This window comes from Stenotrophomonas rhizophila, from assembly GCF_020857975.1.
GTDB classification, from domain to species: domain Bacteria; phylum Pseudomonadota; class Gammaproteobacteria; order Xanthomonadales; family Xanthomonadaceae; genus Stenotrophomonas; species Stenotrophomonas rhizophila_C.
This window is the reverse complement of the sequence record NZ_JACWUO010000003.1, coordinates 210,789-236,269: the sequence shown is the minus strand read 5'-3', so window position 1 is coordinate 236,269 and position 25,481 is coordinate 210,789. Positions and strand designations below refer to the sequence as shown.

Genomic DNA, 25,481 nt, shown 5'->3' with positions numbered 1-25,481 from the left:
CGACCAACGGTCGGGCGCTACCAGGGCGTCAACAGCCATGTCCCGTGTTGACGCGGCCGGTCACGGGCGCGTGGCGACGCGCTCATCAGACCGGCGCACGCCGGTCAGGGGGCGCGATCCAGGTAATAGGCAACCACGGTGCCCTTGATCTTGATCGTCATCGGGTTGCCGCGGCGGTCGCGGGCCTTGCCGGCCTGGACGCGGATCCAGCCTTCGCTGACCGAATACTCCTCGACGTTGTCGCGCTCGACCTCGTTGAAACGGATGCCGACCCCACGCTCCAGCGCGGCGGCATCGTGGAAGGGGCTGGCCGGGTTGATCGCCAGGTGATCGGGAGGAGTATCGCTCATGGTCGTCGGATGCTGGCGGCCACCACGGCCGCCTTCTGCGGTACAGGATAAACCGCGCCGCGGCCTGCGCCGAATTTCGCTTCCTGCCAACGCCCCTGCACGGCAGAATGCGTGCCTGTCTCCAGGAAAACCCGGTCATGCCCGACAACAGCGATTATTTCGACTTCGAAGAAGAGGAACGCGATTTCGACGAAGACGATTTCGAGGCGCGGATCTGGAACCTGTTCGTGCTGATCAACCCGGCCGACGAGGAGCTGGCCCTGCAGCAGTTCAACCGCTGGCGCGAGGCGCTGCTGGAAAGCGGGCAGGAGATCGACGAGGACGCCGACTGGCTGCCGCCGCTGATGACGGCGATCGCCTGGCAGTCCGGCTTCGAGGTCGAGCGCGGCGATGCCGATGCGCTGATGTCGGCGGTCAACGAGCTGTCCGCGCGCTGGAACCTGCAGATCGACTGGGGCGGCGACCTGGACGATGAAGATTTCGCCGCCAGGGTGGATGCGCCGCTGCTGATGGCCACCGCCTACGACCGGCTGCGCGAGCACAACTACTCGTTGTGGAGCGTGGATACCGGCGAGGGCGGCCTGTGCGGCTGGATGGCGCTCAGCCGCGACGACGACGCCATGCTGGCGCTGTGCTCGCTGCTGGGGGTGGAAGTGCGCCCGGGCAGCGATCCGTTCTGATGGGTTCTCGCATACCGACCAACGGTCGGTATCTACCGGGCGATGCATGGGTTCATGCGTGTGCCGACCAACGGTCGGCACCTACCGGTATTGGCTTCTCGCATTGGCGATGACCGCTTTGACCAGGGCGCGGTCGGTATGCCGCGAGATGGCGCGTGCGCCCAGTTCGATCGCCTGCAGCCGCAGCGGGGCCGGGACGTCGTAGTGGGCGCCGCTGGGGCGGTTCTGGAAGGCCCGCCGCGGAATCCCGAGCTGGGCGGCCATGGCGTGCAGCTCGGGCAGGGTGTCGGCCATCAGATGCGCCCAGCGCTCGCCGCGCCAGGGGTGTACCGCATCGTCGATATAGACCGTCACCGGATCGCCGTGGCTCAGGCCTGCGGCTTGTCGTCGCTGGCGGCCGGGGCGGGCTCGGCGGCGGCTTCGTCGACGCTTTGTGCGTCTTCGCCGCTTGCCTGTTCTTCTTCGCCGTCTTCGCCTTCGAACTCGGACACCAGCTGGGTCAGGTAGTCGTCGGCGGTCTTGCCTTCATCGGCGGCCAGGTCGTCGATCAGCTGCTGCAGCTGGGTCGAATACTCCAGGGTGACCTTGCGGCCTTCCTTTTCCTGCACGTTGGACAGGTGCTTGAGCATGGCCAGCATCGGGATCGGGTTGTCGGCGTTGCCCATGGTCTGGCCGCCGATGGCCAGCAGCCATTCGGTGCCCTGCAGGCCGATCGCGGCCACGACCTGGCCTTCCTCGTTGGTCAGCACCGCATGGTTCTGCACCGGCTGCTGGGCGTTGAGGCGGTTGATCGGGCGCTTGGGCTGCAGCTTCTTGCGCTTGTCGCGCTTGGCCTTGGACTGCTTGGACATGGGGGGTGATCTGTAATGGGAAAGACCGCCATTGTAATGGGGGTTGGCCGGCGCTGTCGGCAGGCGGCGCGGGGCCGGCCCGCGCGCGCGCCAGGGCGCGGCAGGACCGAGGCGGGTGCAGCGCCTCGGTAGGGTCGGGTCCCAACCGACTGCCGATGGACCGTCCACGACCGGTGCACGCATGACCGGCAACGAAGCAATGCCAGGCAGCCGCTGCGATGGAGGTCATGCCGACATCGAACGTTGCCGGCTCGCGTGCAGTCGGCCGGGGCGCGACCCTACCAGGGCGCCCCGGTTTTCCTCGGCCCGTCCCTCAGGGCGCACCGGTCCCGCCGGTCCCGCCCTCAGGGCGGGCCGGCCGGGGCCTGGACGGCGTGGATGTCGGCGTCGGCGGCGGTCGGCGACAGCGCCAGTTCCTGGCCGGCGCCGGCCAGGGCGGCCGCTTCGGCAGCCTTGGTCATCACCACGATGCTGATCCGGCGGTTGATCGGGTTGTCCGGCTGGGTGCGGTCGAACAGCACCGAGGACGACAGCCCCACCACGCGGGTCACCTTTTCCTCGGCCATGCCGCCGTCGAGCAGGGCACGGCGTGCGGCGTTGGCGCGGTCGGCGCTCAGTTCCCAGTTGCTGTAGCCATGCACGGCGTTGTAGGCGGTGATGTCGGTGTGGCCGGTGACGCTGATCCGGTTCGGCACATGGTTGATGAACTGCGACAGCTCACGCAGGATGTCGCGCGTATACGGCTTGAGCGCGGCGCTGCCCATGTCGAACATCGGCCGGTTCTGCTTGTCCACAATCTGGATGCGCAAGCCCTCCGGGGTCAGGTCCAGCAGCAGCTGGTCCTTGAACGGTTCCAGCGCCTGGCTCTTGCTGATCGCTTCTTCCAGCTCCTGCTTGAGGGCTTCAAGCTGCTGCTGTTCGCGCTCGCGATCGGTCTGCGCGACCGGCTTGGCCGCCTGCTGCTTCTGGAACGGGTCGTTGCTGTTGCCGCGCGAGATGTCGGTGGCGCCGCCCAGCTTGATCATCGAGGTGCTGGCCCCGCCCGGCCCGGCCATGCCCGGGGCAGGGGTGGAGCTCTGCCCGGCCAGCGGGCTGGGGTTGCGGAAGTACTCGGAAATGGCCGCGCGCTCGGGCTTGGTGGTGGCCGCCATCAGCCACAGCACCAGGAAGAAGGCCATCATCGCGGTCACGAAGTCAGCGTAGGCCACTTTCCAGGCGCCGCCATGATGGGTGGCGTGGCCGGCCTTCCTGACCCGGCGGACAATGACGGTGGGTTTGTTCTCGGCCATGGCAGTGCCTTACTTGACCGTCTTGAGGTGCGCTTCGAACGCGCTGAAGCCCGGGCGCACGTTGGACGGCAGGGTCTTGCGGGCGAATTCGAGGGCGATCTTCGGGTTGTAGCCGCGCAGGCAGGCCAGCAGGGCGGTCTTGACCGACTCGTAGATGCGGCTGTCCTGCTCGGCGCGCGCTTCCACCGCCGCGGCCAGCGGGCCGACGAAGCCGTAGGCCAGCAGGATGCCCAGGAAGGTACCCACCAGTGCGCCGGCCACGTGCGCGCCGACCTCGGTGATTTCCCCGCCGATCGAGCCCATGGTGATCACGATGCCCAGCACTGCGGCCACGATGCCGAAGCCGGGCAGGCCGTCGGACACCTTGTTGAGCACCGCCGAGGGCTGCATGGCTTCGGCGTGGTGCTTTTCCAGTTCCATCTCCAGCAGCGGCTCCAGCTCATGCGGCTCAATGTTGCTGCCGATCATCAGGCGCAGGCAGTCGGTGATGAAGTCCACCAGGTGCTGGTCGGCCTGCACCTTGGGATAGTTGGCGAAGATGGAGCTCTCGGCCGGGCGCTCGACATGGTCTTCCAGGGCCATGAAGCCTTCGCGGCGCGCCTTGTTGAGCAGTTCGTAGAGCAGGCTGAGGACGTCGATGTAGTCCTGCTGCTTGTAGGCCGGGCCCTTGAACACGCCCACGATGGCGTGCAGGGTCTGCTTGACGGTCTTCAGCGGGGTGCCCACCAGGAACGCGCCCAGCGCCGCGCCACCGATGATGACCAGCTCGTAGGGCTGCCACAGGGCGCCGAGCTTGCCGTGCGCGCCGAGGTAGCCACCGAGCACGCTGAGAATGACGATCAGGAATCCAACGATGATGAGCATGGGGCCGGCGCGGAGTGGGGGATACCTCCATGTCGGCCCCGCCTCCGGTTTTCTGAAGGGTGCTGTTCGTTCGACGTCACACTTTTGCATGGACGGTGCGCGGCATCACTCCCAGGCGTGCGGGCCAACGGCCCGCACCTACGCTGCCGGCGCGGCCTCGGCGCCACCGCGCTGCAGCGGGTCCGGATAGGCCTGGCCATTAGGCGTGAAGGCCAGCGAGACCGAGTTCAGGCAATGCCGTTCAAAGGTCGGCGGCGGGCCGTCCGGAAACACATGACCCAGATGGCTGTCACATCTGGCGCAGACGATTTCGGTGCGGACCATGCCGTGGCTGCTGTCGCGGATCTGCCGCACATGCGCCGGGTCGAACGGGGCGAAGAAGCTGGGCCAGCCGGTGCCGGAGTCGAACTTGGTGCTGGAGCGGAACAGCGGCAGGCCGCACAGGCGGCAGCCGTAGACGCCGTCCTGCTTGTTGTCCAGGAACACGCCGCAGAACGGGGCTTCGGTGCCGTGCTGGAGCAGCACGCGGCGCTCGTCGGCGCCCAGGCCGGCTTCCAGGGCCTGGCGCTGGGCGTCGCTGGGGGGAGAGAGGTCGAAGGCGGTCATCGGCGGTTCCTCGCGGGGGTGCAGTTGAGATTGGGCCGGCGGCCGGCGCTTCAAGCCGGCCCGGGCTATCCTGGTCCGTTCATGGTGCCGATACCGGCCTCGGTGCACAGTGCACTTTCACCCCACGCTGGAGCCTGCCATGTCCCGCCACGTCCGCTTCGCCGCCGCGCTGGGGCTGTTGCTGCCGGTTGCGGCCATGGCCCAGATCGGGCCGCCGCCGAACCCGACCGCGACCCGCCCGGTGGCGCCGCCGGCTCCAGCCCCGTTGCCCGCGCCGGTGCGGCCGGCCCCGGCCGACAGCCTGTCCGGGCAGATGGCGCCGGTGAAGTCCAGCGGCCAGGTGCAGCAGCAGCTGCGCCGCCACCCGATCCAGAGCCGCGGCCCGGCCCAGCCCGCGCCCATTCGCGCGCCGGCGCCGCAGACCAAGGTCTACGACCGCCACGGCCGGATCATTCCCGGGGCCAGGCAGGTCGCGCCGAACCGCGTGCTGGACACCCGCACCGGCAAGTACTACGACGCGGTTCCCCGTGGCGATGGCCAGCAGATCCGGCCCTGATGGCGCTGTGTCGGTCGGGCTGGCGTGGCGGAAAGACGGCGGCTGGCTGTGCCCATGACCCGGCAGGGTCGCACCCGGGCCGACTGCACGCGGCCGCGCCGCGTTCGATGGCGGCATGACCTCGAACGCAATGGGCGCAGTGCATGAACGCTTTACCAACCACGCCGCGCAGTCATCTGCATCAACGCGCCAACTCACTGCTTTTTCGCCTGCGATTAACCGTTTTCGCTGGATCCTGTACGTGCGCCGGAACGCGGCGTATTCCAGGGTTTTCCAGAAGAGTGCAATCATGACCAACCAGCAGAACCGCAATCCCGGCAAGATGCCGCAGGAACAGCAGGGCAGTCAGCAGCAGCACCAGAAGGCCGGCCAGCAGAACCAGCAGCAGTGGGACCAGCAGAACCAGAAGGGCGGCAAGCAGCAGGATCAACGCACCCCCGATTCCAAGCAGCAACGCTGACCGGTGTGATGCATGAGCGAGAGCGGTGCGCGCAAGCGCGCCGCTCTTTGCATTGGCGCCCAGTCCGGATGCGCTCAGTCGGGAATGGGCAGGGTCAGGGTCTCCTTGACCTCTTCCATCACGATGTAACTCTTGGATTCGCGCACATGCGGCAAGGTCAGCAGGGTGCTGCCGAGCAGCTTCCGGTAGGACGCCATCTCGCTGATCCGGGCCTTGAGCAGGTAGTCGAAATCCCCCGAGACCAGGTGGCATTCCAGTACGTTGGGCAGCTTCAGCGCGGCGCGGCGGAACTCCTCGAAAATGTCGCCGGACTTGTAGGCGAGGCTGATCTCCACGAACACCAGCAGGCTGGCCTTGAGGTAGTGCGGGTCGAGCTTGGCGTAGTACCCGGTGATGGCGCCATCACGCTCCAGCCGGCGTACCCGCTCGGTACACGGGGTGGTCGACAAGCCGACCCGTTCACCCAGTTCGGTGAAGGAGATCCGGCCCTCGGCCTGCAGGATGCGCAGGATCTTGCGGTCGATCTTGTCCAGTTCGCGGGCGCGGGCGGCCATCGGGTCATCCGGTCGGGGGTGTTGACGGGACAATACCCTGCCATGTGGCAATAAAACAGATCAAATGCCCGGTTTGTCCGGAATATACTTCCCCAATTATGGTCCCGGCGCGCTCCAGCGCAGGGAATGATCGGGTTGGAGAAGCAGCATGCGCGTTCTAGTCCTTGGCAGCGGCGTCATCGGCACCACCAGTGCCTGGTACCTGCGGCAGGCCGGGTTTGAAGTCACGGTGGTCGACCGCCAGCCCGGCCCGGCGCTGGAAACCAGCTTCGCCAATGCCGGCCAGCTGTCGTTCGGCTACACCTCGCCCTGGGCCGCCCCGGGCGTGCCGCTGAAGGCGGTCAAGTGGCTGTTCGCCGAACATGCGCCGCTGGCGATCCGGCCGGGCCTGGATTGGCGGCAGTACGCGTGGCTGGCGCAGATGCTGCGCAACTGCACGCACGCGCGGTATGCGGTCAACAAGGCGCGCATGGTGCGCATGTCCGAATACAGCCGCGACTGCCTCAACGAACTGCGCCAGCAGACCGGTATCGAATTCGAAGGCCGCGACCTGGGCACCACCCAGTTGTTCCGCACCCAGCAGCAGCTCGATGCCGCCGCCCAGGACATCGAGATCCTGGCCCAGTACCAGGTGCCCTACCAGGTGCTGGACCGCGACGGCATCATCGCCCACGAACCGGCGCTGGCCGGGGTGGCCGACAAGCTGGTCGGCGCGCTGTGGCTGCCGCGCGACCAGACCGGCGACTGCCAGCTGTTCACCCGCCGCCTGGCGCAGATGTGCGTCGATGCCGGGGTGGAGTTCCGCTTCGACCAGGACATCGCCGCCCTGCAGACCGATGGCGACCGCATCACCGGCGTGCGCATCGACGGCAAGCTGGAAACCGCCGACCGCTACGTGGTGGCCTTGGGCAGCTACTCGCCGTCGCTGGTCGACCCGCTCGGCCTGCGCCTGCCGGTGTACCCGCTCAAGGGCTATTCGCTGACCCTGCCGATCACCAACGCGGCGATGGCACCCACCTCGACCATCCTGGATGAAAGCTACAAGGTGGCCGTGACCCGTTTCGACGACCGCATCCGCGTGGGCGGCATGGCCGAAGTGGGCGGCTTTGATCTGTCGCTGTCGCCGCGCCGCCGCGCCACGCTGGAAAAGGTGGTGGGCGACCTGTACCCGCACGGCGGCGACCTGGCGCGCGCCGAGTTCTGGACCGGGCTGCGCCCGGCCACCCCGGACGGCACCCCGGTGGTGGGCGCCACGCCCTACCGCAACCTGTTCCTCAATACCGGCCACGGCACCCTGGGCTGGACCATGGCCTGCGGCTCGGGCCGTTACCTGGCCGACCTGATGAGCGCGCGCCAGCCGCAGATCAGCACCGAAGGCCTGGATATTTTCCGTTACGGCCATGCGGCCGCGTCCGTTGTCCACAGTGAGCCCAAAGCATGCGCCCAGCCCGCGCGTTGATCGACCTGGACGCGCTGCGTTCGAACTTCCAGCTGGCCCGTGAACTCGGCGGGGGCCGCAAGACCCTGGCCGCGGTCAAGGCCGATGCCTACGGGCATGGTGCGGTGGCCTGCGCGCGCGCGCTGCAGGGCCAGGCCGATGCGTTCGGCGTAGCCTGCATCGAAGAAGCCCTGGAGCTGCGCAGCGCCGGCATCACCGCGCCGATCCTGCTGCTGGAAGGTTTCTTCGAGGCCGACGAGCTGCCGCTGATCGTGCAGCACGACCTGTGGTTCGCCGTGGCCGCACCCTGGCAGGTCGACGCGGTGGCCGCGTTCCAGACCACCGCCACGCTGCAGGTGTGGTTGAAGCTGGACAGCGGCATGCACCGCCTGGGCCTGTCGCCGGCCGATTTCCGCGCCGCGCATGCGCGCCTGTCGGCGCTGCCGCAGATCGCGCCGATGGTGTTGATGAGCCATATGGCGCGCGCCGATGAACTGGACAGCGCGCGCACCGGCGAGCAGGCCGCTGCCTTTGCCGCGGCGATCGACGGCCTGGCCGGGGAAACCAGCCTGTGCAACTCGCCGGCCCTGCTGGGCTGGCCGGACGTGCGCAGCGACTGGGTACGCCCGGGCCTGATGCTGTACGGGGCCAACCCGTTGCCGGTACAGACCGCGCAGACCCTGCGGCTGCGCCCGGTGATGACCATGCAGTCGAAGATCTTCGCGGTGCGCCAGATCGAGGTGGGCGAGCCGGTCGGGTATGGCGCGCGCTTCGTCGCCCAGCGCCCGACCCGGGTCGGCGTGGTGGCACTGGGCTATGCCGACGGCTATCCGCAGTTCGCGCCGAACGGCACCCCGGTGCTGATCGATGGCCAGGCAGCCACGCTGATCGGGCGGGTGTCGATGGACATGCTGACCGTGGACCTGACCGACCTGCCGCAGGCCGGGATCGGCAGCACGGTGACGCTGTGGGGCGAATCGCCGCGGCTGGATGTACTGGCCCCGCTGTGCGGGGTGAGCGCCTACCAGCTGCCCTGCGCGGTCAAGCGCGTGCCGCACGAGCTCGTAGGCGGCTGAGGGCCCAGCCACGCATGGCGTGGCTACGTCCCGGCAGGATGAGCGGGTAGATCCACGCCATGCGTGGATGCCTTCCGCGCGGCGCCGGGCGGCCCGGCGCTACCGGCCTGCCGCGCCGCGCAGCTCGCGCTGGAGCCAGTCGTCGAGCAGCTTCTTCTCGTAACGCAGCGGGTCCGAGCTGCGCTGCAGCCCCAGGTTGTGCAGGTAGCCGCTGTCGGACAGCTTGCGCTCGCCCTCGGCCAGCACCTGGCCCTGCGCATCGCGCAGGCTGAAGGTCAGGCTGATCCGTGGCGGGTAGAGGTCGCGCAGGATGCGGATGTCGTTGGCGCGCGGGCCATGCCACGGTTCGTAGTCGCCGGCGCGTTCGATGTCGGTAATGGTCACCTCCAGCGACTGCCCCGGCGCCAGGCGCTTGCCGGCGGCGCTGCGCAGATACTGCGCCAGCTGCTCCACCCAGTTGCCGCGTTCGGCCTCGAAGCGGTTGCTGCTCTGGCGGATTTCGCTGAACTGGGCCGGATCGGTCCACTGCACCTGCACCGCGCTGTCGCCGGCCAGGGCCCGCGGCGCCTGGGGATCGGTCACGGTGCGTGGCGCGGCGGCCTGGGCCGCTCCGATCGCCAGCAGGCAGGCCAGGGTGCCGGTCAACAGCGGAGGCGAGCGTTTCATGACGAATCCTCGGTGGTGATCACGGATCGGGCAGGCTGTCAGTGTGATCCCGATAGGCCCCCGGGACAATCGGCAGTATCCTCGCCATACGGTGTCCGTTGCCGCCAATTCACCCGCGTCTTCATCCAGAGGGGCCATCGGTGCCCCACGCTTGACGCTACGAATACGCGCCCTGGACGATGCTGTGTCCCTCCGCTTCGCCAGTTGCCCCCTTGACGCCCTTGCCCAGCCTGCCCACCTCAACATTGGAACGAGCCCCCTTCGTGGCCACGGCATCGGACCCCGGCTTGTACCGGAGCGTGCTGGAGCAGATGAATGCCGGGTTCTGCGTGCTCGAGGTGATGTTCAAGGACGGCGTGGCGGTGGATTACCGCTTCCTGGAGGTCAACGAGGCCTTCGAACGCAATACCGGGCTCAGCAATGCCTGCGGGCAGCGCATGAGCGTGCTGCAGCCCAGCCATGAAACCGACTGGTACCGCGTGTATGGCCAGGTTGCGCTGACCGGGGTGGCCCAGCAGTTCGAAATGGAGGCCCGCGCACTGGGCCGCTGGTACTCGGTGGAAGCGGTACGGGTCGGCGAGCCGCACGAGCACCACGTGGCGGTGGTGTTCTTCGATATCACCAACCGCAAGCAGATCGAAGTGGAACTGGCCGAAAGCGAGGCGCGCTTCAGCGCGCTGGCCGACGGCCTGCCGATGCCGGTGTGGGTGCTGGACGAACGTGGCCATGCCCGCTTCGTCAACAGCGCCTTCACCGAGTTCTTCGGCGGCGATGAGCAGCGCGTGCCCGAAGATGTCTGGCGCGGCCTGGTGCACCCCGACGATGCGTCGGTATTCGAGTACGAGCTGCATGAGGCGCTCAAGGCGCAGCGTTCGATGCATGCGCTGGTGCGCGGCCGGCGTGCCGACGGCCAGTGGCGCTGGTTGGAGATGAACGCACGGCCGCGCTTCTCGCGGATGGGGCGCTTCATCGGCCTGGCCGGCAGCAGCCCGGACGTGACCGAGCGGCGCGAAATCGAAATGGCGCGCGAGGAACTGCTGCAGTCCGAACGCGCCGCGCGCAGTGCCGCCGAAAACATGGCGCGGCTGAAGGACGAATTCCTGGCCACGCTGTCGCACGAACTGCGCACGCCGTTGACCACCATCCTGGGCTGGAGCGAACTGCTGCTGCAGCGGGTGGACGCCAGCAGCCCGCTGTACAAGGGGCTGGGCGTGATCGCCAACAGCGCGATGGCGCAGAAGCGGCTGATCTCGGACATGCTGGACCTGAGCAGCATGCTGCTGGGCAAGGTGCAGCTGGAAGTGGAAGTGCTGGACCTGCGCGACCTGCTGACCGAAGCCATGCGCGCGCAGGAGCTGGTGGCCGAGGGCAAGGCGCTGGCGATGCGCCTGGTGCTGCCCGAGCAGGCCGCCTGGGTGCTCGGCGATGCCACCCGCCTGCAGCAGGTGCTGTGGAACCTGCTGTCCAATGCGATCAAGTTCACCCCGGCCGAAGGCAGCGTGGTGGTGACCCTGGACGAGGATGGCGGGCACTGGTCGATCAGCGTGGCCGATTCCGGCGACGGTATCGCCCCGGAATTCCTGCGCCATCTGTTCAGCCGTTTCCGCCAGGCCGACGGCACCACCACCCGCCGCCACGGCGGCCTCGGGCTGGGCCTGGCCATCGCCCAGCAATTGGTGGAACTGCATGGCGGCGCGGTAGCGGCCAGCAGCGAAGGCCACGGCCGCGGCGCTACCTTCACCGTGCGCCTGCCGCGCTACCAGCCGCAGGCCGAAGGCCGCCCGCTGCGCGAAGTATTCAGCGGCCCGATCAGCGAACAGGTGATCGAACCGTTCCCGCTCAAGGGCCTGCACCTGCTGGCGGTGGAAGACCAGCCCGAAGTGCTGGAATACCTGCGCCGGCTGCTGGAAGAGCAGGGCGCCGAAGTCACCGCCGCCGCCTCGGCCGGCGAAGCCCTGGCCCTGCTCGACGCCGGCGGCCATGCCGGCATCGACGTGCTGCTCACCGATATCGGCATGCCCGGCATGGACGGCTACGGCCTGGTGCGTACCCTGCGCGAGGATATCGGGGTGGAATCGCAGGTATTGCCAGCGGTGGCGGTCACCGCCCTGGCCCGCGCCGACGACCGCAAGCGCGCGCTGGCATCGGGTTTCCAGGAGCATGTGGCCAAGCCGTATTCGGTGGCCCAGCTGGTGTCGGCGGTCCGCAGCGTGCTGGCCAACCGGTAGGCCCGAGCCGCGCTCGGGCAACGCGCCCCCAATGGGTGGGTCCGAGCCATGCTCGGACATCGTGAGGTCCGGACCAACCGCGTCGGACCATGGGTCGGACCTACCGTCGAGGGTCAGTGCACGAACAGTTCCGCTTCGGCCTCGAAACGGCGCGCATAGGCGCGTTCATCGGCCACCCGCGCTACTTCCTCATCGGCCATGTCCGGGGCACCGTAGACCGCGTAGGCGACCGTACCGTCGGCCTGCTTGCCGATCTGGTGCAGGCGGTAGCGCGAATGCCCGCCGCCGGTGTCTTCGGGGTAGTGCACGGGTGGTTGCCCGCCCTCCATGTCCATTTCGCTGTTGTCCACCACGCCGCCGACAAACAATGCACGCATGAGCCATCTCCATTGCAGGTGAGCCCCCACCCTGCCGGTTTGGATGTTGGCAGGGCATCAAGGCAGCGTTGAATAAACGCAAATCCGGTCGCGCCGGGCCCGATCCGGGCGAACCGGTAGAATGGCCGTCTCTTTCAAGATGTGCCCCCCAATGGCTGCCCAGCACGACGCCCCCCTGGAAACCCTGTTCCTGCCGTTCGCCAGCGGCGTGCTGTCCTGGCCCGCCGGCCCGGTGCTGTTCCTGCGCGCCCGCGACGGCGCGCCGCTGCGCGAGCATGCCCAGCCCGGCCAACTGGTCTGCGAGCAGAGCTTCCGCCCGTTCGCCGATGCGCTGGAAGCCAGTGGCTGGACCGTGCGCGACGAACAGCAGCTGGCCGCCGACCCCACCCGCTACGCGCTGGTCCTGGTGCTGCCGCCGCGCCAGCGTGAAGAAGCCAAGGCGCTGTTCGCCCGTGCGCTGGCCCTGGCCGCCCCCGGCGGCATCGTGGTGGCCTGCCAGCACAACAACGAGGGCGCGCGCTCCGGCGAAGGCGACCTGCAGCAGCTGGCCGGCCTGGGCGGCAAGCTGACCAAGAACCATTGCCGCAGCTACTGGACCGCGCCGCTGAACGGCCAGCACGATGCCGCCCTGGCCCAGCGCTGGGCTACGCTGGATGCGCCGCGGCCGATCCTGGGCGGGCGTTTCCAGAGCCGCCCGGGCATCTTCGCCTGGGACCGCATCGACCCGGCCTCGGCCCTGCTGGTCGAGCAGCTGCCGGCCGACTTGGCCGGCCGTGGCGCCGACCTGGGCGCTGGCTTCGGCTATCTCTCGGTCGAAGTACTGTCCCGCTGCCCGGGCGTGACTGCGTTGGACCTGTTCGAGGCCGAGGGCCGCGCCCTGGCCCTGGCCCGCGAGAACCTGGCCGCGCTGGGCAAGCCGGCGCTGCTGGGCTTCCACTGGCAGGATGTCACCGCCGGGATCGAAGGCCAGTACGATTTCATCGTCACCAACCCGCCGTTCCACACCCCCTCGCGCGCCGACCGCCCCGACATCGGCCAGCGTTTCATCGCCGTGGCCGCGCAGGCACTGCGCCCGGGCGGGCGGATGTGGCTGGTGGCCAACCGCCACCTGCCGTATGAGCAGATCCTCAACGCGAGCTTCGGCCAGGTGCGGGTGGCGGCCGAGCGCGACGGTTTCAAGCTGATCGAAGCGACCCGCATGAAGGACACCGGCCGCGCCCGGGAGCCGGCCCGGGTCAAGGACAGCCCGCGCAGCCGCAACTGGGACCGTGCATGAAGCTGGTCAAGCTGCTGGCCAACCTGGGCTATGGCAGTCGCAAGCAGGTGCAGCTGATGTTCCGCGAGGGCCGGGTCACCGACGCCGACGGCGAGGTGCTGTATGCCGATGACCTGCTCGCGCACGAGGCGATCCGGGTCGACGGCGAGCCGCTGGACCCGCCGCATGGCTTGACCCTGCTGCTGCACAAGCCGCGCGGGTATACCTGCTCGACCAAGGACAAGGGCCGGCTGATCTACGACCTGCTGCCGCCGCGCTACCGCGAGCGCTCGCCGCTGCTGTCTTCGGTGGGCCGGCTGGACCGCGACACCAGCGGCATGCTGCTGATGACCGACGACGGTGCGCTGCTGCACCGGATCGTGTCGCCCAAGTCGCGCCTGGACAAGGCCTACGAGGTGACCCTGGCCGAAGACCTGCGCGGCGATGAGACCGCGCGTTTCGCCAGCGGCACGTTGCTGCTGGAATCGGACGACAAACCGTTGTTGCCGGCCGAGCTGCTGGTGCAGTCGCCGCGCCAGGCGCAGCTGGTGCTGCATGAAGGCCGCTACCACCAGGCGCGGCGGATGTTCGCCGCGGTGGGCAACCATGTCCAGGCGCTGCACCGCAGCCGCATCGGCGGGCTGTCGCTGGGCGATCTGGGCGAAGGCCAGTGGCGCACGCTCGACGCCGGCGACCTGGATACCCTGTTCAACGTGCCATGACCATGATCGCAGAACTGCCGTTCCTGCCCGACGCCGTCATTTTCGACATGGATGGCTTGATGATCGACAGCGAGCGGGTGTCGATCGCGTGCTGGTCGCAGGCCGCGCGCGAGCTGCAGTTGCCGTTCGAGGACGGGTTCTGGCTGCAGATGGTGGGCCTGGGCGACCGCGACTGCGGGCAGTTGCTGCGGCAGCGCGTTGATGCGGACCAGGTGGCGGCCTTGTTGGCGCGCTGCCACGATCTGTACGAGGCACGCACGCAGGCCGGCCTGCCGTTGCGGCCGGGGATCATGGAGCTGCTGCAGCTGCTGGACGACCACGGCATCGCCCGCGCGGTGGCGACCACCACGCGGCAGCCACGGGCGTCGCGCAAGCTGGCGGCGGCCGGGCTGCTGCGGTTCTTCGAGGTGGTGGTGACCAGCGGCGATGTCGCCCACCCCAAGCCGGCACCGGACATCTACCTGCTGGCGGCGCAGCGGCTGGGCAAGCACCCCACGCGCTGCCTGGCGCTGGAAGATTCGCCGGCGGGGATCCGCGCGGCGGTGGGCGCGGGCATGACCGCCATCCAGGTCCCGGACCTGGTGCACCCCGACCAAGCACTGCGCGCGCTGGGCCATCGCATCGTCGCCTCGCTGGCCGACGCGCACAGCCTGCTGCTGACCCACCTTCGGTAGGGTCGGTTCCCGAACGACCGCCGATACCGGTGAGCGGCACGACGAACGCATGACCCTTTCGGTAGGGTCGGTTCCCAAACGACTGCCGATACCGGTGATCGGCCCGACGAACGCATGACCCCTGCCGAATCTCGCTTCGCTTCCAGCCCATGCCATCAACGAACGTTGCGCAGGTGATCGGCAGTCGATCGGGATGCGACCCTACCAGCGCATCGCAGGTGCCTGGACGTGCCACCTCCGGTAGGGTCGGTTCCCAAACGACTGCCGATAACGGTGATCGGCACGACGAACGCATGATCCCTGCCGAAGCCCGCTTCGCTTCCAGACCATGCCATCAACGAACGTTGCGCAGGTCATCGGCAGTCGATCGGGATGCGACCCTACCGAAGCAGAACCCGCCATAGGCACCCAGGCTCCCGGCCGGTAGGGTCGGTTCCCAAACGACTGCCGACACCGGTGATCGGCACGACGAACGCATGACCGCCGCCGAAGCCCGCTTCGCTTCCAGGCCATGCCATCAACGAACGTTGCGCAGGTCATCGGCAGTCGATCGGGATGCGACCCTACCGAAACAAAAACGCGTCGATCGCCGCAGGTGCCAGGGCTCATACCCGCGCGCGTACATTGGCGATGCTGCCCGGGAACCATGAAAAAGCCCGGCGCATCGGCCGGGCTTTTCGTCACCGCATCAACCGCCGGTCACACCCGGCCGAATACCAGCGCCGCGTTGGTGCCACCGAAGCCGAAGCTGTTGGACATCACCGTGTTCAGCTGCGCCGGCGTGCTGTCGCGCACGATCGGGAAGCCTTCCACCAGCGGGTCCAGCTCGCCGATGTTGGCCGAGCCGGCGATGAAGCCGTCGCGCATCATCAGCAGGCAGTAGATCGCCTCATGCACGCTGGCAGCCCCCAGCGAATGGCCCGACAGCGCCTTGGTCGAGGACAGCGGCGGCACCGCTTCGCCGAACACTTCGCGCACCGCCTTCAGCTCGGTGACATCGCCCAGCGGGGTCGAGGTGCCGTGCGTGTTGAGGTAGTCGATCGGGGCCGACAGGTTGGCCATGGCCATGTTCATGCAGCGCACCGCGCCTTCGCCGGAAGGAGCGACCATGTCCGCGCCATCGGAGGTGACGCCATAGCCGATCAGCTCGGCATGGATACGCGCGCCACGTGCCACGGCGTGATCGTAGTCTTCCAGCACCAGCATGCCGCCGCCACCGGCGATGACGAAGCCGTCGCGGTCCTTGTCGTACGGGCGCGAGGCATTGGCCGGGGTGTCGTTGAAGCGGGTGGACAGCGCGCCCATGGCGTCGAACATGACGCTCATCGACCAGTGCAGGTCTTCACCGCCGCCGGCGAACATCACGTCCTGCGCGCCATGCCGGATCAGGTCGGCGGCCGCGCCGATGCAGTGCGCCGAGGTGGCGCAGGCGGCCGACAGCGAATAGCTCAGGCCCTTGATCTGGAACGCGGTGGCCAGGCAGGCCGACACGGTCGAGCACATCGTGCGCGGCACCATGTACGGGCCGACCTTGCGCACGCCACGCGCGCGCAGGATGTCGGCCGATTCGACCTGCCACTGGCTGGAGCCGCCGCCGGAGCCGGCGATCAGGCCGGTACGCGGGTTGGCCACCTGTTCGGTGTCCAGGCCGGCATCGGCGATCGCGTCGCGCATGGCGATATAGGCGTAGGCCGAGGCATCGCTCATGAAGCGCTTGACCTTGCGGTCGATCTGCGCGTCCAGGTCCAGTTCGATGTTGCCACCAACGTGGCTGCGCAGGCCGGCTTCGGCATGGTCGGGCAGGTGGCGGATGCCGGGGCGGCCCTCGCGCAGTGCGCTGGAGACCGTGTCCAGGTCGTTGCCCAGGCACGAGGTGATGCCCATTCCGGTAATGACGACGCGACGCATCAGAAGTTCTCGGTGGAGGTGAACAGACCTACGCGGAGGTCCTTGGCGGAATAGATTTCGCGGCCGTCCACCAGCATGCGGGCATCGGCCTGGGCCATGACCAGCTTGCGGTTGATGACGCGGGTGATGTCGATTTCGTAGCTGACCAGCTTGGCCTGCGGCAGTACCTGCCCGGTGAACTTCACTTCGCCGCAGCCCAGTGCGCGGCCGCGGCCGGGCGCGCCCATCCAGGTCAGGAAGAAGCCGGTGAGCTGCCACATGGCGTCCAGGCCGAGGCAGCCGGGCATCACCGGGTCGCCGATGAAATGGCAGCCGAAGAACCACAGGTCGGGGCGGATATCCAGTTCGGCGCGTACCAGTCCCTTGTCGTGTGGGCCGCCGTTGTCGCGGATGTCGGTGATGCGGTCGAACATCAGCATCGGATCGTTGGGCAGGCGGCCGCTGCCCGGGCCGAACAGTTCACCGCGGGCGCTGGCCAGCAGTTGTTCGCGCGAGAACGCGTTGAGACGAGTCATGGAAAACGCAATCCTGAGGAAGTTGCCATCGGGTGAAGCCGGCCATTGGTCGGCTATCTTGCTGGGATACAAGTGCTCAAGAGTGCAGAGGAAAGGTGATTCAATCAAACGTTTTAACCGTACGCCGGCGTAGTGTTTTCAGCTTGAAAAACGCATGTCGTTGTTATGAAAAGACCATACCCAGGCGTGTGGCTGTAATCTTGTTCATCTGATCCCGCCGTTCCAGGCCTGAGTCCTTTCCGCCGTGCCCGCTCTCCGCAAAATCATTCACGTGGACATGGACGCGTTCTACGCGTCGGTGGAGCAGCGCGACGATCCGTCGCTGCGCGGCAGGCCGGTGGTGGTGGCATGGAAGGGCGCGCGCTCGGTGGTGTGCGCGGCGTCCTACGAGGCGCGCGTGTTCGGGGTACGTTCGGCGATGCCGGCGTTGCGGGCCGAACGCTTGTGCCCGGATGCGGTGTTCGTGCCGCCCGATTTCGTGCGTTACAAGGCGGTGTCGCGGCAGGTGCGCGAGATTTTCCTGCGGCATACCGATCTGGTGGAGCCGTTGTCGCTGGACGAGGCCTACCTGGACGTGACGGTGCACAAGGGCGGGATGGCCGTGGCCACCGAGATCGCCGAGCAGATCCGTGCGCAGATCCGCGAGGAAACCCGGTTGACGGCGTCGGCGGGGATCGCGCCGAACAAGTTCCTGGCCAAGATCGCCTCGGATTGGCGCAAGCCCGACGGGCAGTTCGTGGTGCCGCCGCACCGGGTGGAGCAGTTTCTGACGCCGTTGCCGGTGAACCGGGTGCCGGGGGTGGGCAAGGTGATGGAGGCCAAGCTGGCCGAGCTGGGCATCGTCACGGTGGGCGATCTGCGCGCGTTGCCGCTGGAGCAGCTGGAAGCGCGGTTCGGCAGTTTCGGGACGCGCCTGTACAACCGCGCGCGCGGTGTGGATGAGCGCGCGGTGGAGCCGGACCAGCCGGTGCAGTCGATTTCCTCGGAAGATACCTTCGCCGAGGATCTGCCATTGGAAGCGCTGGAGGCGGCGATCGTGCGGTTGGCCGGGAAGACCTGGCAGGCGACGCGGAAGACCGAGCGGGTGGGGCATACGGTGGTGCTGAAGTTGAAGACCTCCCAGTTCCGGATCATCACGCGCAGCTTTACCCCGGAGTCGCCACCGGAAACGCTGGAGGAACTGCGCGATATCGCACTGGCGCTGCGGGCGCGGGTGGATCTGCCGGCGGAGACGCGTTACCGGCTGGTGGGCGTGGGCCTGGGCGGTTTCCGCGAGCGCGAGGCGGTAAGCCAGCCGGGGTTGTTTGATCATCTGGATGATGATTGATTTTCGCTTGTAGCGAATAGCTAAAAGCTAAGAGCCAGTGCGTTGGGGCGTGCCTGCTTAGGGGCTGGGGCGCGCGGGCGGGTTGGCGACCCACGCCGCAAGTACGTCCGTGTAGGCTCGTGAGCGCCATGCATGGCGCCCAACGGTCCCGCCAACCCACCCGCATCACCCCCTGACACCCGGTCGGCGCGTTGGGGCGGGCAACGGCGACATTCGCTCAATGCTCATCGTGCACGTCATGCCTATCGTGCTCGGAAAATTCTATTTGGTAGGGTCGCATCCCGATCGACTGCCGATGCTCTGTCAACGTTCTGTTGTGGCATGACAAAAACCAACGCGGCGCATTTTCTTTGACGCGTTACATCGCTTTCCTCTGCTGCTTGTCACGCCATCACGGCCACTGCATTTCCGCCTTCGCAACCTTCGCACTGATCTCCAACGAACCCACGCCCTGCAGGGTCGGGTAACGCTTTTTCATTGCGGCGATCAACGCATCGGCATCCTTGCTGCGTGCCGCTTCTTCATCGAACGCGCGGATGTAGGCGCTGGTGAAATCGATCGCGCTGACGTCGAGTTTCGATCCGCGGGCGTAGTGGCCCGGGATGACGCGGGTGGGGTGCAGCGCCTTGATCGTGGCCAGGGTCTTCAACCAGTCGGCATGCGATTGCGCGCCCTGGGTGTCGGCCATCCACACGTGTTCGCCGGCCACGACAGGGATGCCGCCCAGTACGGTACGCAGGGCGGGAATCCACAGCACGCTGCGGTCCGGGGTGGGGCCGTCCAGGCCGATGATCTGGATGGCCTGGCCTTCGAGGTTGAGGCTGTCGCCGTCCAGGATCTCGGGAATGACAATGCGCGCGGGTTTGTCGGCGCCCATCTGTGGGCCCCAGTACGCGAGTTTGCCGGCCTGGGTGGCGTTGATGTGGGCCACGGTCTGGGCGGTGGCAACGATGCGCGCGTCGGGGAAGGCATCGTGCAGGGTGGCCAGGCCGAAGTAGTAGTCGGGGTCGCCATGGCTGATGTAGATGGTGGTTAGGCGCTTGCCGGCATCGCGGATGCGCTGCACCAGCTGGGCCGCGTCGGCGGCGGCGAACTGGGCATCGACCAGTATCGCGTCGTGCTGGCCGGTGACCAGCGTCGAGGCGACGGCGAACAGGGCCTTGTCGCCGGGATGGTAGGGCTGCACCTGCAGCGCGCGCTGTCGGGTGCTGGTGGCAGCGGCGGCGTGGTCGATGCTGGCGACGGTCACGCCAAGCGCCGTGCCGATGGCCAGCGCCAGGGCCAGGGTGGTGCGGGAGAGGTTCGGCATGGCAGGAACTCCTGTGCGGGGACGGGGGTAGAGCCGAGCCAAGCTCGGCTTACCCGTCGGCTGCTTCAATACGCCGCCGTCGCGATCTGGCGCAGGTACTGCGGCTGTTCGATTTCGCTGACGAAGGCGTCGGCGTAGTCGGGATAGCTGATCCGGCTGTGGCCGTCGGCGCCGACCAGGAAGTTGCGGGCCTGGGTGCGGAAGCCGCCGCGCTGCGGGCCGGGGCCGATTTCCGCGGCCGGCGAGTAGAAGGTCCAGTCCAGGTCGTCGACGCCGCGCAGCTGCGCCAGCGTTGCGCGCGCGGCCAGCGCGACCGGCTTGTAGGCGTCCGGGAAGCCCTCGGTATCCACCAGCTGCACGCCCGGGGCCACTTCCAGGCTGCCGGCACCGCCGACCATGATGAAGCGCGGCACGTGCGCCTGGCGGGCGGCCTGGACCAGCGCGGCGCTGACGGTGGTGACCGTGTCGGGCGCATCGCCCGGGCGCGGGCCGAACGCGCTGGCCAGCACGTCGTGGCCGGCAATCACCGCGGCCAGGGCGTCGGTGTCGTCCAGCGCGGCCACGGCCAGGCGAGCACCGTCCAGTTCGGCCGGCAGGTCGGTTTCGCGGCGGACGATGGCGGTCACCTGGTGGCCGCGGGCGAGGGCCTGGCGGGCGATTTCACGGCCGATGTTGCCGGTGGCACCAACGAGGGCGATTTTCATGGGGGCAGGTCCGTTGAGGAAGGACGCCCAGCATATGCGCCTGAAATAGTACGAAAAATCCCGTATAACGGCCTAATTTGTTGCATGGATCGAGCAGATGGACCGGATGACCGCCATGAATGTGTTCGTCGAAGTGGTCGAGCGCGGCAGCCTGACCGCGGCGGCCGAGGCGCTGGAGATGTCGCGGGCGATGGTCACCCGCTACCTGGCCGAGGTAGAACGCTGGCTGGGCGCGCGGCTGCTGCACCGGACCACGCGCCGGATCAGCCTGACCGGCCCGGGCGAGGCGGCGCTGTTGCGCTTCCGCCAGATGCTGGCGATCGGCGATGAGCTGCGCGGCGAACTGGCCAGCGACAACCCCGAACCGCACGGGCTGATCCGGGTCACCAGCAGCGTCTCGTTCGGGCAGAGCCACGTTGCCGCCGCCGTGGCCGGCTTCGTCCAGCGCTATCCGCTGGCGCGGGTCGAACTGCTGGCGGTGGACCGGCTGGTCAACCTGGTGGAGGAGCGGGTGGATGTGGCGGTACGTATTTCGCGCGCGATCGACCCGGCCCTGATCGCGCGCCGGCTGGCCACCTGCCGGTCGCTGCTGTGCGCCGCACCGGCCTACCTGGCCCGGCATGGCACGCCGACCAGCGCCGAAGAGCTGGCCCGGCACAATTGCCTGACCCACCACTATGTCGGCAAGAGCGTATGGCAGCTGCAGCGCGGTGGGCGTGCGATCGCGGTGGCGGTGGGTGGCAGCATCAGTGCCAATGAGGCCTCGTTGCTGCTGGAGGCGGTGCGCGCCGGTGCCGGCGTCGCGATGCTGCCCAGCTACCAGGTGGCGCCGTACCTGCGCCGTGGCGAGCTGGTGGCGCTGCTGCCCGAATACGCGCTGGAGGAAATGGGCATCCACGCGGTGTACGCCTCGCGTCGGCAGCTGCCGGCGATCATGCGCAGCTTCCTGGACTACCTGGTGGAACGTTTCGCCGGTGACCCGTTCGGCGACGATGATCCGCTCGCGGTCGGCGCGCCGGCCGGCACCGTTACACTGGGCGGCCCCACGCCGTCGAAGTGAGCCGTACCTTGTCCTACCCGTATCCGTTGGTGGTGTTCGATCTGGATGGCACGCTGGTGGACAGCGCCGCCGATATCGCCGAAGCGCTGAACCGCACGCTGCAGGACTGGCAGCTGCCGCGCGTGCCCGAGGCGACGGTGCTGACCTGGATCGGCGATGGCGTGCGGCGGCTGGTCGAGCAGGCGTTCGACGCGGCCGGCAGCGCTATCGATCTGGACAGGGTGATGCCGGGTTTCATGCAGCATTACCAGGCGTGCCTGTTGCGCAGCCCGCAGTTGTTCGAAGGCGTGGCCGAGACGTTGGCCGCGTTGCGCGAGCGGCAGGTGATCCTGGCGATCTGTACCAACAAGCCGTCGGCACTGGTGGCGCCGCTGCTGCAGCACTTCGGCCTGCAGGAACACTTCGCGCTGGTACTGGGCGGCGATTCGCTGCCCGAGCGCAAGCCCAGCGGCGCGCCGTTGCGGCATATCGCCGCGCAGTTCGGCGTGGCCGCCGAGGCGGCCTTGATGGTGGGCGATTCGATCACCGATTACCGCGCCGCGGTGGAGGCGGGCATGCCGGTGGCGCTGGTGCGCTATGGGTATCCGCGCGGCCTGGACCTGGACAACGTCGAGGCGGTGGCGGTGGTGGATGACCTGCGCGAGTTGCTGGCGCTGTGACGCGTTGGGCAGTGTGCCGACCAACGGTCGGCACCTAGCGGGCGAACGTGTACCGACCAGCGGTCGGCACCCGCTTCGGGTGGGACGGCGGCGGTACCGCCGTCCCGGCGCCTCATTTGGGCTGGTAACGCACGCTCAGACGGTACTCGCGGCCGGGCTGGTTGTACCAGGCCACCGTTTCGTAGTGGCGGTCGAACACGTTGCTGACCCGGCCCAGCACCGACCAGTCGCGGCTGATCGCGTATTCCAGGCGCAGATCGACGGTGCCATAGCCGGCCAGGCGCACCGTGTTGGCGGCATCGTCGTAGCGCTTGCCGGCACCGTTGGCGGTCACCCCGGCGCGGAAGCCGCCGAAGCTGCGGTCGATGTCCAGGCGGGCGGTGTTCTGCGCACGGCGCGCCAGCCAGTTGTCGAACTGCACGCTGCCGTCGGTGCGGTTGCGCGGGTCGGTGTGGCTGAGCTGTGCGTTGAGGTCGAAACCGGCCACGCTGATCGAGCCGGTCAGTTCGGCACCGCGGATACGGGCCTTTTCCACCTGCGACATCATGAAGGTGGTGGCGTCATAGGTGATCAGGTCATCGATGCGGGTTTCATACACATCCAGGCCCCAGCGCCAGCCGTCGCCCTGCTGGGCGATGCCCAGGTTGGCGCTCTTGGACTTCTCCGGGTCCAGCCCCGGCACGCCGCTCCACGGATCGTACAGGTCGCTGAAGGTCGGCGCCTTGAACGCGGTGCCGTAGCTGGCGTTGAGGCGGAAACCGCCGCCCAGTGCCATGCCCCAGCCCAGGCTGCCGGTGGTGTGGTTGCCGAACTGCTGGTTGTCGTCGTTGCGCACGCTGGCCTGCAGCTGGTGGGCGCCGAAACGGCCCTGGTACTGCACGAACACGCCGGTGTTGTCGCGGTTGTCGACCAGGTAGCCGGTGCTGCTGCCGTCCAGGTTGTCCTGGCTCCAGTCCACGCCGGCACTGAGCAGCTGGCCGTCGGCGATGCCGACATCGGCCTGTACCGAGGCGCTGTCGCGGTGGGTCTGCGCCGCGCCCAGCCAGGTGCTGCCGTTGTAGTTGTCCGACTCGTTGTCGGCGCGGCCGACGTTGGCGGTCAGGGTGAAGCGCTCGCCGGGGCGATACACCACCTTGCCGCCCAGCACCTGCTGCAGCGTTTCCGAATAGTTGTAGTAGCCGTCGTAGTGGTTCTCGCCTTCGGCGCGCAGCGCGGTGCCTTCCACGCTCAGCGCATCGGTCAGCGCATAGCCGCCGCGCAGGCTCATCGACAGGTTGCGGTAGCCATCGCGGTCGGGCTCGTCGGCGCCACAGCCGGCGAAGGTGGCCGCATCGCCACGGCAGGAATTGATGCCGTCGGTATGCTGGTAGGCGATGTCGGTGCCGAACCAGCCGCGCTCACCGCTGCCGCCGAAGCCGCCGCTGGCTTCGCGCAGGCCGTTGCTGCCGGCGCCCAGCTGCAGGTGCGGGGCGAAGCTGCCGGTGTTGCGACGGGTGAAGATCTGGATCACCCCGCCGATCGCGTCGGCGCCGTACAGGCTGGACTGCGGGCCGCGCACGATTTCGATGCGCTCGATCTGCGCCAGCGGCAGGTCCTGCAGCATGGCCAGGCCAAGGTCGCCGGTATTGATGCGTACCCCGTCGACCAGCACCAGGGTGTGGGCCGAGTTGGTGCCGCGCAGGAACAGCGAGCTTTGCTTGCCCGGGCCGCCGCTGTTGTTGAGGTTGATGCCGGCGCGGCCACGCAGCAGGTCCTGCAGCGATGGCGCCTGGCTGCGCTCGATCTCGGCGCGGTCGATCACCTGCGCCGGCGAAATGCTGTCCTGCAGGGCGATCGGGGTACGGGTGGCGGTCACCAGCACCTGGTCCAGCGCGGTGGCATCGTCCTGTGCGGCGGCCAGCAGGGGCAGCGCGGACAGCACGGCCAGGGTGAGGATTCGGTTCTGCAGCTTCATCGATGACTCCATGCACCGCGCACGCCCGCGCGGCAAGGGGTGGGGATGGCGGCGCTGCAGGGGGCTTTCGACGGTGGGCGGACGCACGGCGCCGCTTGCCGCCGCCATGCCCGCCGCATCGCAACCAGTCGTCTTCCAGGCCGGTCTCCGGGCTTGCGGGTCGATGGCGGGGCCATCGTGCCAGGCGCCTTCCCATGCCGAAGCACAGTGGTCGATTGCCCGGTGTTTCCACGCTTACCGTTGCGGGGGCAGCGCCGGAGTGGCGGCGGGCAGGGCCCATGCGTCACCGGCTTCCCGTTTCAACCTGCCGGCATGCGCCGCAGGTCACCTGAAAGTGCGCGCAGTGTAGAGCAAAGTCGGCGCCGCATCAGCGCCGAACGCGAGGTCGGGCGGCGGTGGGGCGAGCTGCTGGAACGGCAGCAGCCGTAGGTACCGGCCGTTGGCCGGTACGCCAAACCCCGGTAGGTACCGACCGTTGGTCGGTACGCCTGCCGATCAGACGGTATCGTCGTCCAGCGCGAACGGCGCCGCATCGCCGGCATCGTCATCATCGATGCGTTCGGCGGTGCGGTCGTAGACCGGGCCGGAGGCCGGCGGCGGCTTCTTCAGCGGCTTGTCGGCGATGATCGCATCGTAGGCGGCGACCAGTTCGATCCGGCGCGCTTCGGGCAACTCCTGCCAGTGGCAGTCCTGCAGGGCGCCTTCCAGCGAGTACAGCAGGTTGAGGCTGGGCTTGAAGCCGGCGCGCTTGACCTTGACGAAGGCGCCGACCGAGCCGGCGGCAACCAGGTCCTCGGGCGTACGCAGACCGACCTGGCGCAGCCAGGCCGCGCTCTTGGGGCCGATGTTGCGCAGCTTGGCACTCATCCCAGCGCCTCGACGAACACCGCGGCGATGGCTTCCAGCCCGGCCTGGTCGTCGGCATCGAAGCGCGCCAGCAGCGGGCTGTCCAGGTCGAACACCCCGACCAGCGCATCGCCCTGCACCAGCGGTACCACCAGTTCCGAACGCGAGGCCGCATCGCAGGCGATATGGCCGGGGAAGGCATCCACGTCCTCGATCCGCTGGGTCACCCGCTGGCTGGCGGCGGCACCGCAGACGCCCTTGTCCAGCGGAATGCGCACGCAGGCCGGCAGGCCCTGGAACGGGCCGACCACCAGCTCGCGGCCGTCGTGGAAGTAGAAGCCCACCCAGTTCAGGTGCGGCAGCGCGTGGTAGACCAGCGCGGCCAGGTTGGCGGCATTGGCGATCCGGTCGCGCTCGCCATGCACCAGCGCACGGGCCTGGGCGGTCAGCTGGGCGTACTGTTCCGGCTTGCTGCCGGTGAGCGAGGAAGTACTGAACATGCCCGGAGTCTAGCAAGCGGCAGCCCGCGCCGGGACCACCGATAATGCACCGC

At 68.3% G+C, this 25,481-nt stretch carries 28 protein-coding genes and 1 riboswitch; of the genes, 12 read left to right on the top strand and 16 right to left on the bottom strand.

Annotated elements, in window-relative coordinates; genetic code table 11:
- Window positions 1–104 precede the first annotated feature (104 nt).
- A complete protein-coding gene (locus tag IC535_RS04840; protein ID WP_228885780.1) occupies window positions 105–350 on the bottom strand; it encodes a DUF3297 family protein in 246 nt (81 codons plus the stop codon).
- Window positions 351–487: 137 nt separating this feature from the next.
- On the opposite strand from IC535_RS04840, the gene IC535_RS04835 reads away from it, so the two are divergent.
- Window positions 488–1,030, top strand: coding sequence for a DUF6630 family protein (locus IC535_RS04835; RefSeq protein ID WP_228885779.1), 543 nt, complete (start codon window positions 488–490; stop codon window positions 1,028–1,030).
- Window positions 1,031–1,111: 81 nt separating this feature from the next.
- On the opposite strand, the gene IC535_RS04830 is transcribed toward IC535_RS04835, so the two are convergent.
- From IC535_RS04830 to msrB, 5 genes are all read right to left on the bottom strand, one after another.
- A complete protein-coding gene (locus IC535_RS04830) occupies window positions 1,112–1,384 on the bottom strand; it encodes a DUF4031 domain-containing protein (protein WP_228885778.1) in 273 nt (90 codons plus the stop codon).
- Window positions 1,385–1,398: 14 nt separating this feature from the next.
- Complete coding sequence (locus IC535_RS04825) at window positions 1,399–1,881, bottom strand: hypothetical protein (protein ID WP_228885777.1); 483 nt, start codon at window positions 1,879–1,881, stop codon at window positions 1,399–1,401.
- A gap of 344 nt (window positions 1,882–2,225) precedes the next feature.
- Window positions 2,226–3,170 carry a flagellar motor protein MotB gene (motB, locus tag IC535_RS04820; RefSeq protein WP_228885776.1) on the bottom strand — a complete coding sequence of 315 codons (945 nt, stop codon included), beginning with the start codon at window positions 3,168–3,170 and terminating at the stop codon, window positions 2,226–2,228.
- A 9-nt stretch (window positions 3,171–3,179) separates the two neighbouring features.
- Window positions 3,180–4,034: a flagellar motor stator protein MotA gene (motA, locus tag IC535_RS04815; protein WP_228885775.1), complete on the bottom strand. Its 855-nt coding sequence runs from the start codon at window positions 4,032–4,034 to the stop codon at window positions 3,180–3,182.
- A 138-nt stretch (window positions 4,035–4,172) separates the two neighbouring features.
- The gene (gene msrB / locus IC535_RS04810; protein ID WP_228885774.1) at window positions 4,173–4,640 is read right to left on the bottom strand and encodes a peptide-methionine (R)-S-oxide reductase MsrB; all 468 of its coding nucleotides are present in this window, start codon (window positions 4,638–4,640) and stop codon (window positions 4,173–4,175) included.
- 139 nt (window positions 4,641–4,779) lie between these two features.
- Between msrB and IC535_RS04805 the strand changes: the two genes are divergently transcribed.
- A complete protein-coding gene (locus IC535_RS04805) occupies window positions 4,780–5,196 on the top strand; it encodes a classical arabinogalactan protein 4 (protein ID WP_228885773.1) in 417 nt (138 codons plus the stop codon).
- Between the two features lie 115 nt (window positions 5,197–5,311).
- On the top strand, window positions 5,312–5,656 hold the full coding sequence (locus IC535_RS18830) for a hypothetical protein (protein ID WP_429000362.1): 345 nt from the start codon (window positions 5,312–5,314) through the stop codon (window positions 5,654–5,656).
- 74 nt (window positions 5,657–5,730) lie between these two features.
- On the opposite strand, the gene IC535_RS04795 is transcribed toward IC535_RS18830, so the two are convergent.
- Window positions 5,731–6,210: an Lrp/AsnC ligand binding domain-containing protein gene (locus IC535_RS04795; protein WP_228885772.1), complete on the bottom strand. Its 480-nt coding sequence runs from the start codon at window positions 6,208–6,210 to the stop codon at window positions 5,731–5,733.
- Between the two features lie 148 nt (window positions 6,211–6,358).
- On the opposite strand from IC535_RS04795, the gene IC535_RS04790 reads away from it, so the two are divergent.
- Window positions 6,359–7,669: a D-amino acid dehydrogenase gene (locus tag IC535_RS04790; RefSeq protein ID WP_228885771.1), complete on the top strand. Its 1,311-nt coding sequence runs from the start codon at window positions 6,359–6,361 to the stop codon at window positions 7,667–7,669.
- Complete coding sequence (alr, locus tag IC535_RS04785) at window positions 7,648–8,724, top strand: alanine racemase (RefSeq protein WP_228885770.1); 1,077 nt, start codon at window positions 7,648–7,650, stop codon at window positions 8,722–8,724. Before IC535_RS04790 ends, alr begins: the two co-directional genes overlap by 22 nt.
- A gap of 99 nt (window positions 8,725–8,823) precedes the next feature.
- Here alr and IC535_RS04780 read toward each other — a convergent pair whose 3' ends face one another.
- Window positions 8,824–9,390 carry a DUF3016 domain-containing protein gene (locus IC535_RS04780; protein ID WP_228885769.1) on the bottom strand — a complete coding sequence of 189 codons (567 nt, stop codon included), beginning with the start codon at window positions 9,388–9,390 and terminating at the stop codon, window positions 8,824–8,826.
- Window positions 9,391–9,569: 179 nt separating this feature from the next.
- Here IC535_RS04780 and IC535_RS04775 point away from each other — a divergent pair, with 179 nt between their 5' ends.
- Window positions 9,570–11,618 carry a PAS domain-containing hybrid sensor histidine kinase/response regulator gene (locus tag IC535_RS04775; RefSeq protein ID WP_429000360.1) on the top strand — a complete coding sequence of 683 codons (2,049 nt, stop codon included), beginning with the start codon at window positions 9,570–9,572 and terminating at the stop codon, window positions 11,616–11,618.
- A gap of 113 nt (window positions 11,619–11,731) precedes the next feature.
- On the opposite strand, the gene IC535_RS04770 is transcribed toward IC535_RS04775, so the two are convergent.
- Window positions 11,732–11,995 carry a hypothetical protein gene (locus IC535_RS04770; RefSeq protein ID WP_228885768.1) on the bottom strand — a complete coding sequence of 88 codons (264 nt, stop codon included), beginning with the start codon at window positions 11,993–11,995 and terminating at the stop codon, window positions 11,732–11,734.
- A gap of 151 nt (window positions 11,996–12,146) precedes the next feature.
- Here IC535_RS04770 and IC535_RS04765 point away from each other — a divergent pair, with 151 nt between their 5' ends.
- The 3 genes from IC535_RS04765 to IC535_RS04755 are packed head-to-tail and all read left to right on the top strand — an operon-like array spanning window position 12,147 to window position 14,646.
- The gene (locus tag IC535_RS04765) at window positions 12,147–13,271 is read left to right on the top strand and encodes a class I SAM-dependent methyltransferase (protein WP_228885767.1); all 1,125 of its coding nucleotides are present in this window, start codon (window positions 12,147–12,149) and stop codon (window positions 13,269–13,271) included.
- Window positions 13,268–13,972, top strand: coding sequence for a pseudouridine synthase (locus tag IC535_RS04760; RefSeq protein WP_228885766.1), 705 nt, complete (start codon window positions 13,268–13,270; stop codon window positions 13,970–13,972). Before IC535_RS04765 ends, IC535_RS04760 begins: the two co-directional genes overlap by 4 nt.
- Window positions 13,969–14,646 carry an HAD family hydrolase gene (locus tag IC535_RS04755; protein ID WP_228885765.1) on the top strand — a complete coding sequence of 226 codons (678 nt, stop codon included), beginning with the start codon at window positions 13,969–13,971 and terminating at the stop codon, window positions 14,644–14,646. Before IC535_RS04760 ends, IC535_RS04755 begins: the two co-directional genes overlap by 4 nt.
- Before the next feature lie 699 nt (window positions 14,647–15,345).
- On the opposite strand, the gene fabB is transcribed toward IC535_RS04755, so the two are convergent.
- Both fabB and fabA read right to left on the bottom strand, forming a co-directional pair.
- Window positions 15,346–16,554 carry a beta-ketoacyl-ACP synthase I gene (gene fabB, locus IC535_RS04750; RefSeq protein ID WP_228885764.1) on the bottom strand — a complete coding sequence of 403 codons (1,209 nt, stop codon included), beginning with the start codon at window positions 16,552–16,554 and terminating at the stop codon, window positions 15,346–15,348.
- Window positions 16,554–17,069: a 3-hydroxyacyl-[acyl-carrier-protein] dehydratase FabA gene (gene fabA / locus IC535_RS04745; protein ID WP_228885763.1), complete on the bottom strand. Its 516-nt coding sequence runs from the start codon at window positions 17,067–17,069 to the stop codon at window positions 16,554–16,556. Before fabA ends, fabB begins: the two co-directional genes overlap by 1 nt.
- A 244-nt stretch (window positions 17,070–17,313) precedes the next feature.
- Here fabA and dinB point away from each other — a divergent pair, with 244 nt between their 5' ends.
- Window positions 17,314–18,396 carry a DNA polymerase IV gene (dinB, locus tag IC535_RS04740; RefSeq protein ID WP_228885762.1) on the top strand — a complete coding sequence of 361 codons (1,083 nt, stop codon included), beginning with the start codon at window positions 17,314–17,316 and terminating at the stop codon, window positions 18,394–18,396.
- Between the two features lie 391 nt (window positions 18,397–18,787).
- Here dinB and IC535_RS04735 read toward each other — a convergent pair whose 3' ends face one another.
- Both IC535_RS04735 and IC535_RS04730 read right to left on the bottom strand, forming a co-directional pair.
- Window positions 18,788–19,705 carry an MBL fold metallo-hydrolase gene (locus tag IC535_RS04735; protein ID WP_228885761.1) on the bottom strand — a complete coding sequence of 306 codons (918 nt, stop codon included), beginning with the start codon at window positions 19,703–19,705 and terminating at the stop codon, window positions 18,788–18,790.
- Window positions 19,706–19,770: 65 nt separating this feature from the next.
- Window positions 19,771–20,409: an NAD(P)-dependent oxidoreductase gene (locus IC535_RS04730; protein WP_228885760.1), complete on the bottom strand. Its 639-nt coding sequence runs from the start codon at window positions 20,407–20,409 to the stop codon at window positions 19,771–19,773.
- Between the two features lie 97 nt (window positions 20,410–20,506).
- Between IC535_RS04730 and IC535_RS04725 the strand changes: the two genes are divergently transcribed.
- Together IC535_RS04725 and gph are read left to right on the top strand one after the other, a co-directional pair.
- The gene (locus IC535_RS04725; protein ID WP_228885759.1) at window positions 20,507–21,469 is read left to right on the top strand and encodes a LysR family transcriptional regulator; all 963 of its coding nucleotides are present in this window, start codon (window positions 20,507–20,509) and stop codon (window positions 21,467–21,469) included.
- Between the two features lie 8 nt (window positions 21,470–21,477).
- Window positions 21,478–22,128, top strand: a complete 651-nt coding sequence (gene gph / locus IC535_RS04720; RefSeq protein WP_228885839.1) for a phosphoglycolate phosphatase — start codon at window positions 21,478–21,480, stop codon at window positions 22,126–22,128.
- A gap of 112 nt (window positions 22,129–22,240) precedes the next feature.
- Here the strand turns inward: gph and btuB are convergent, their stop codons facing one another.
- The 3 genes from btuB to IC535_RS04705 form a co-directional block, all read right to left on the bottom strand.
- The gene (btuB, locus tag IC535_RS04715) at window positions 22,241–24,082 is read right to left on the bottom strand and encodes a TonB-dependent vitamin B12 receptor (RefSeq protein ID WP_228885758.1); all 1,842 of its coding nucleotides are present in this window, start codon (window positions 24,080–24,082) and stop codon (window positions 22,241–22,243) included.
- 121 nt (window positions 24,083–24,203) lie between these two features.
- A riboswitch (cobalamin riboswitch) is annotated at window positions 24,204–24,429 on the bottom strand.
- A 148-nt stretch (window positions 24,430–24,577) separates the two neighbouring features.
- Window positions 24,578–24,949 carry a TfoX/Sxy family protein gene (locus IC535_RS04710; protein ID WP_228885757.1) on the bottom strand — a complete coding sequence of 124 codons (372 nt, stop codon included), beginning with the start codon at window positions 24,947–24,949 and terminating at the stop codon, window positions 24,578–24,580.
- A complete protein-coding gene (locus tag IC535_RS04705; protein WP_228885756.1) occupies window positions 24,946–25,428 on the bottom strand; it encodes a GAF domain-containing protein in 483 nt (160 codons plus the stop codon). The genes IC535_RS04710 and IC535_RS04705 overlap by 4 nt, the downstream gene beginning before the upstream one ends.
- Window positions 25,429–25,481: the final 53 nt, after the last annotated feature.

Excerpts from the sequence above, each read along its gene's own strand:
- IC535_RS04840 (WP_228885780.1), bottom strand. The coding sequence starts at position 350 with ATGAGCGATACTCCTCCCGATCACCTGGCGATCAACCCGGCCAGCCCC.
- IC535_RS04835 (WP_228885779.1), top strand. The coding sequence starts at position 488 with ATGCCCGACAACAGCGATTATTTCGACTTCGAAGAAGAGGAACGCGAT.
- IC535_RS04825 (WP_228885777.1), bottom strand. The coding sequence starts at position 1,881 with ATGTCCAAGCAGTCCAAGGCCAAGCGCGACAAGCGCAAGAAGCTGCAG.
- motB (WP_228885776.1), bottom strand. The coding sequence starts at position 3,170 with ATGGCCGAGAACAAACCCACCGTCATTGTCCGCCGGGTCAGGAAGGCC.
- motA (WP_228885775.1), bottom strand. The coding sequence starts at position 4,034 with ATGCTCATCATCGTTGGATTCCTGATCGTCATTCTCAGCGTGCTCGGT.
- msrB (WP_228885774.1), bottom strand. The coding sequence starts at position 4,640 with ATGACCGCCTTCGACCTCTCTCCCCCCAGCGACGCCCAGCGCCAGGCC.
- IC535_RS04805 (WP_228885773.1), top strand. The coding sequence starts at position 4,780 with ATGTCCCGCCACGTCCGCTTCGCCGCCGCGCTGGGGCTGTTGCTGCCG.
- IC535_RS18830 (WP_429000362.1), top strand. The coding sequence starts at position 5,312 with ATGACCTCGAACGCAATGGGCGCAGTGCATGAACGCTTTACCAACCAC.
- IC535_RS04795 (WP_228885772.1), bottom strand. The coding sequence starts at position 6,210 with ATGGCCGCCCGCGCCCGCGAACTGGACAAGATCGACCGCAAGATCCTG.
- IC535_RS04790 (WP_228885771.1), top strand. The coding sequence starts at position 6,359 with ATGCGCGTTCTAGTCCTTGGCAGCGGCGTCATCGGCACCACCAGTGCC.
- alr (WP_228885770.1), top strand. The coding sequence starts at position 7,648 with ATGCGCCCAGCCCGCGCGTTGATCGACCTGGACGCGCTGCGTTCGAAC.
- IC535_RS04780 (WP_228885769.1), bottom strand. The coding sequence starts at position 9,390 with ATGAAACGCTCGCCTCCGCTGTTGACCGGCACCCTGGCCTGCCTGCTG.
- IC535_RS04775 (WP_429000360.1), top strand. The coding sequence starts at position 9,570 with ATGCTGTGTCCCTCCGCTTCGCCAGTTGCCCCCTTGACGCCCTTGCCC.
- IC535_RS04770 (WP_228885768.1), bottom strand. The coding sequence starts at position 11,995 with ATGCGTGCATTGTTTGTCGGCGGCGTGGTGGACAACAGCGAAATGGAC.
- IC535_RS04765 (WP_228885767.1), top strand. The coding sequence starts at position 12,147 with ATGGCTGCCCAGCACGACGCCCCCCTGGAAACCCTGTTCCTGCCGTTC.
- IC535_RS04760 (WP_228885766.1), top strand. The coding sequence starts at position 13,268 with ATGAAGCTGGTCAAGCTGCTGGCCAACCTGGGCTATGGCAGTCGCAAG.
- IC535_RS04755 (WP_228885765.1), top strand. The coding sequence starts at position 13,969 with ATGACCATGATCGCAGAACTGCCGTTCCTGCCCGACGCCGTCATTTTC.
- fabB (WP_228885764.1), bottom strand. The coding sequence starts at position 16,554 with ATGCGTCGCGTCGTCATTACCGGAATGGGCATCACCTCGTGCCTGGGC.
- fabA (WP_228885763.1), bottom strand. The coding sequence starts at position 17,069 with ATGACTCGTCTCAACGCGTTCTCGCGCGAACAACTGCTGGCCAGCGCC.
- IC535_RS04735 (WP_228885761.1), bottom strand. The coding sequence starts at position 19,705 with ATGCCGAACCTCTCCCGCACCACCCTGGCCCTGGCGCTGGCCATCGGC.
- IC535_RS04730 (WP_228885760.1), bottom strand. The coding sequence starts at position 20,409 with ATGAAAATCGCCCTCGTTGGTGCCACCGGCAACATCGGCCGTGAAATC.
- IC535_RS04725 (WP_228885759.1), top strand. The coding sequence starts at position 20,507 with ATGGACCGGATGACCGCCATGAATGTGTTCGTCGAAGTGGTCGAGCGC.
- btuB (WP_228885758.1), bottom strand. The coding sequence starts at position 24,082 with ATGAAGCTGCAGAACCGAATCCTCACCCTGGCCGTGCTGTCCGCGCTG.
- IC535_RS04710 (WP_228885757.1), bottom strand. The coding sequence starts at position 24,949 with ATGAGTGCCAAGCTGCGCAACATCGGCCCCAAGAGCGCGGCCTGGCTG.
- IC535_RS04705 (WP_228885756.1), bottom strand. The coding sequence starts at position 25,428 with ATGTTCAGTACTTCCTCGCTCACCGGCAGCAAGCCGGAACAGTACGCC.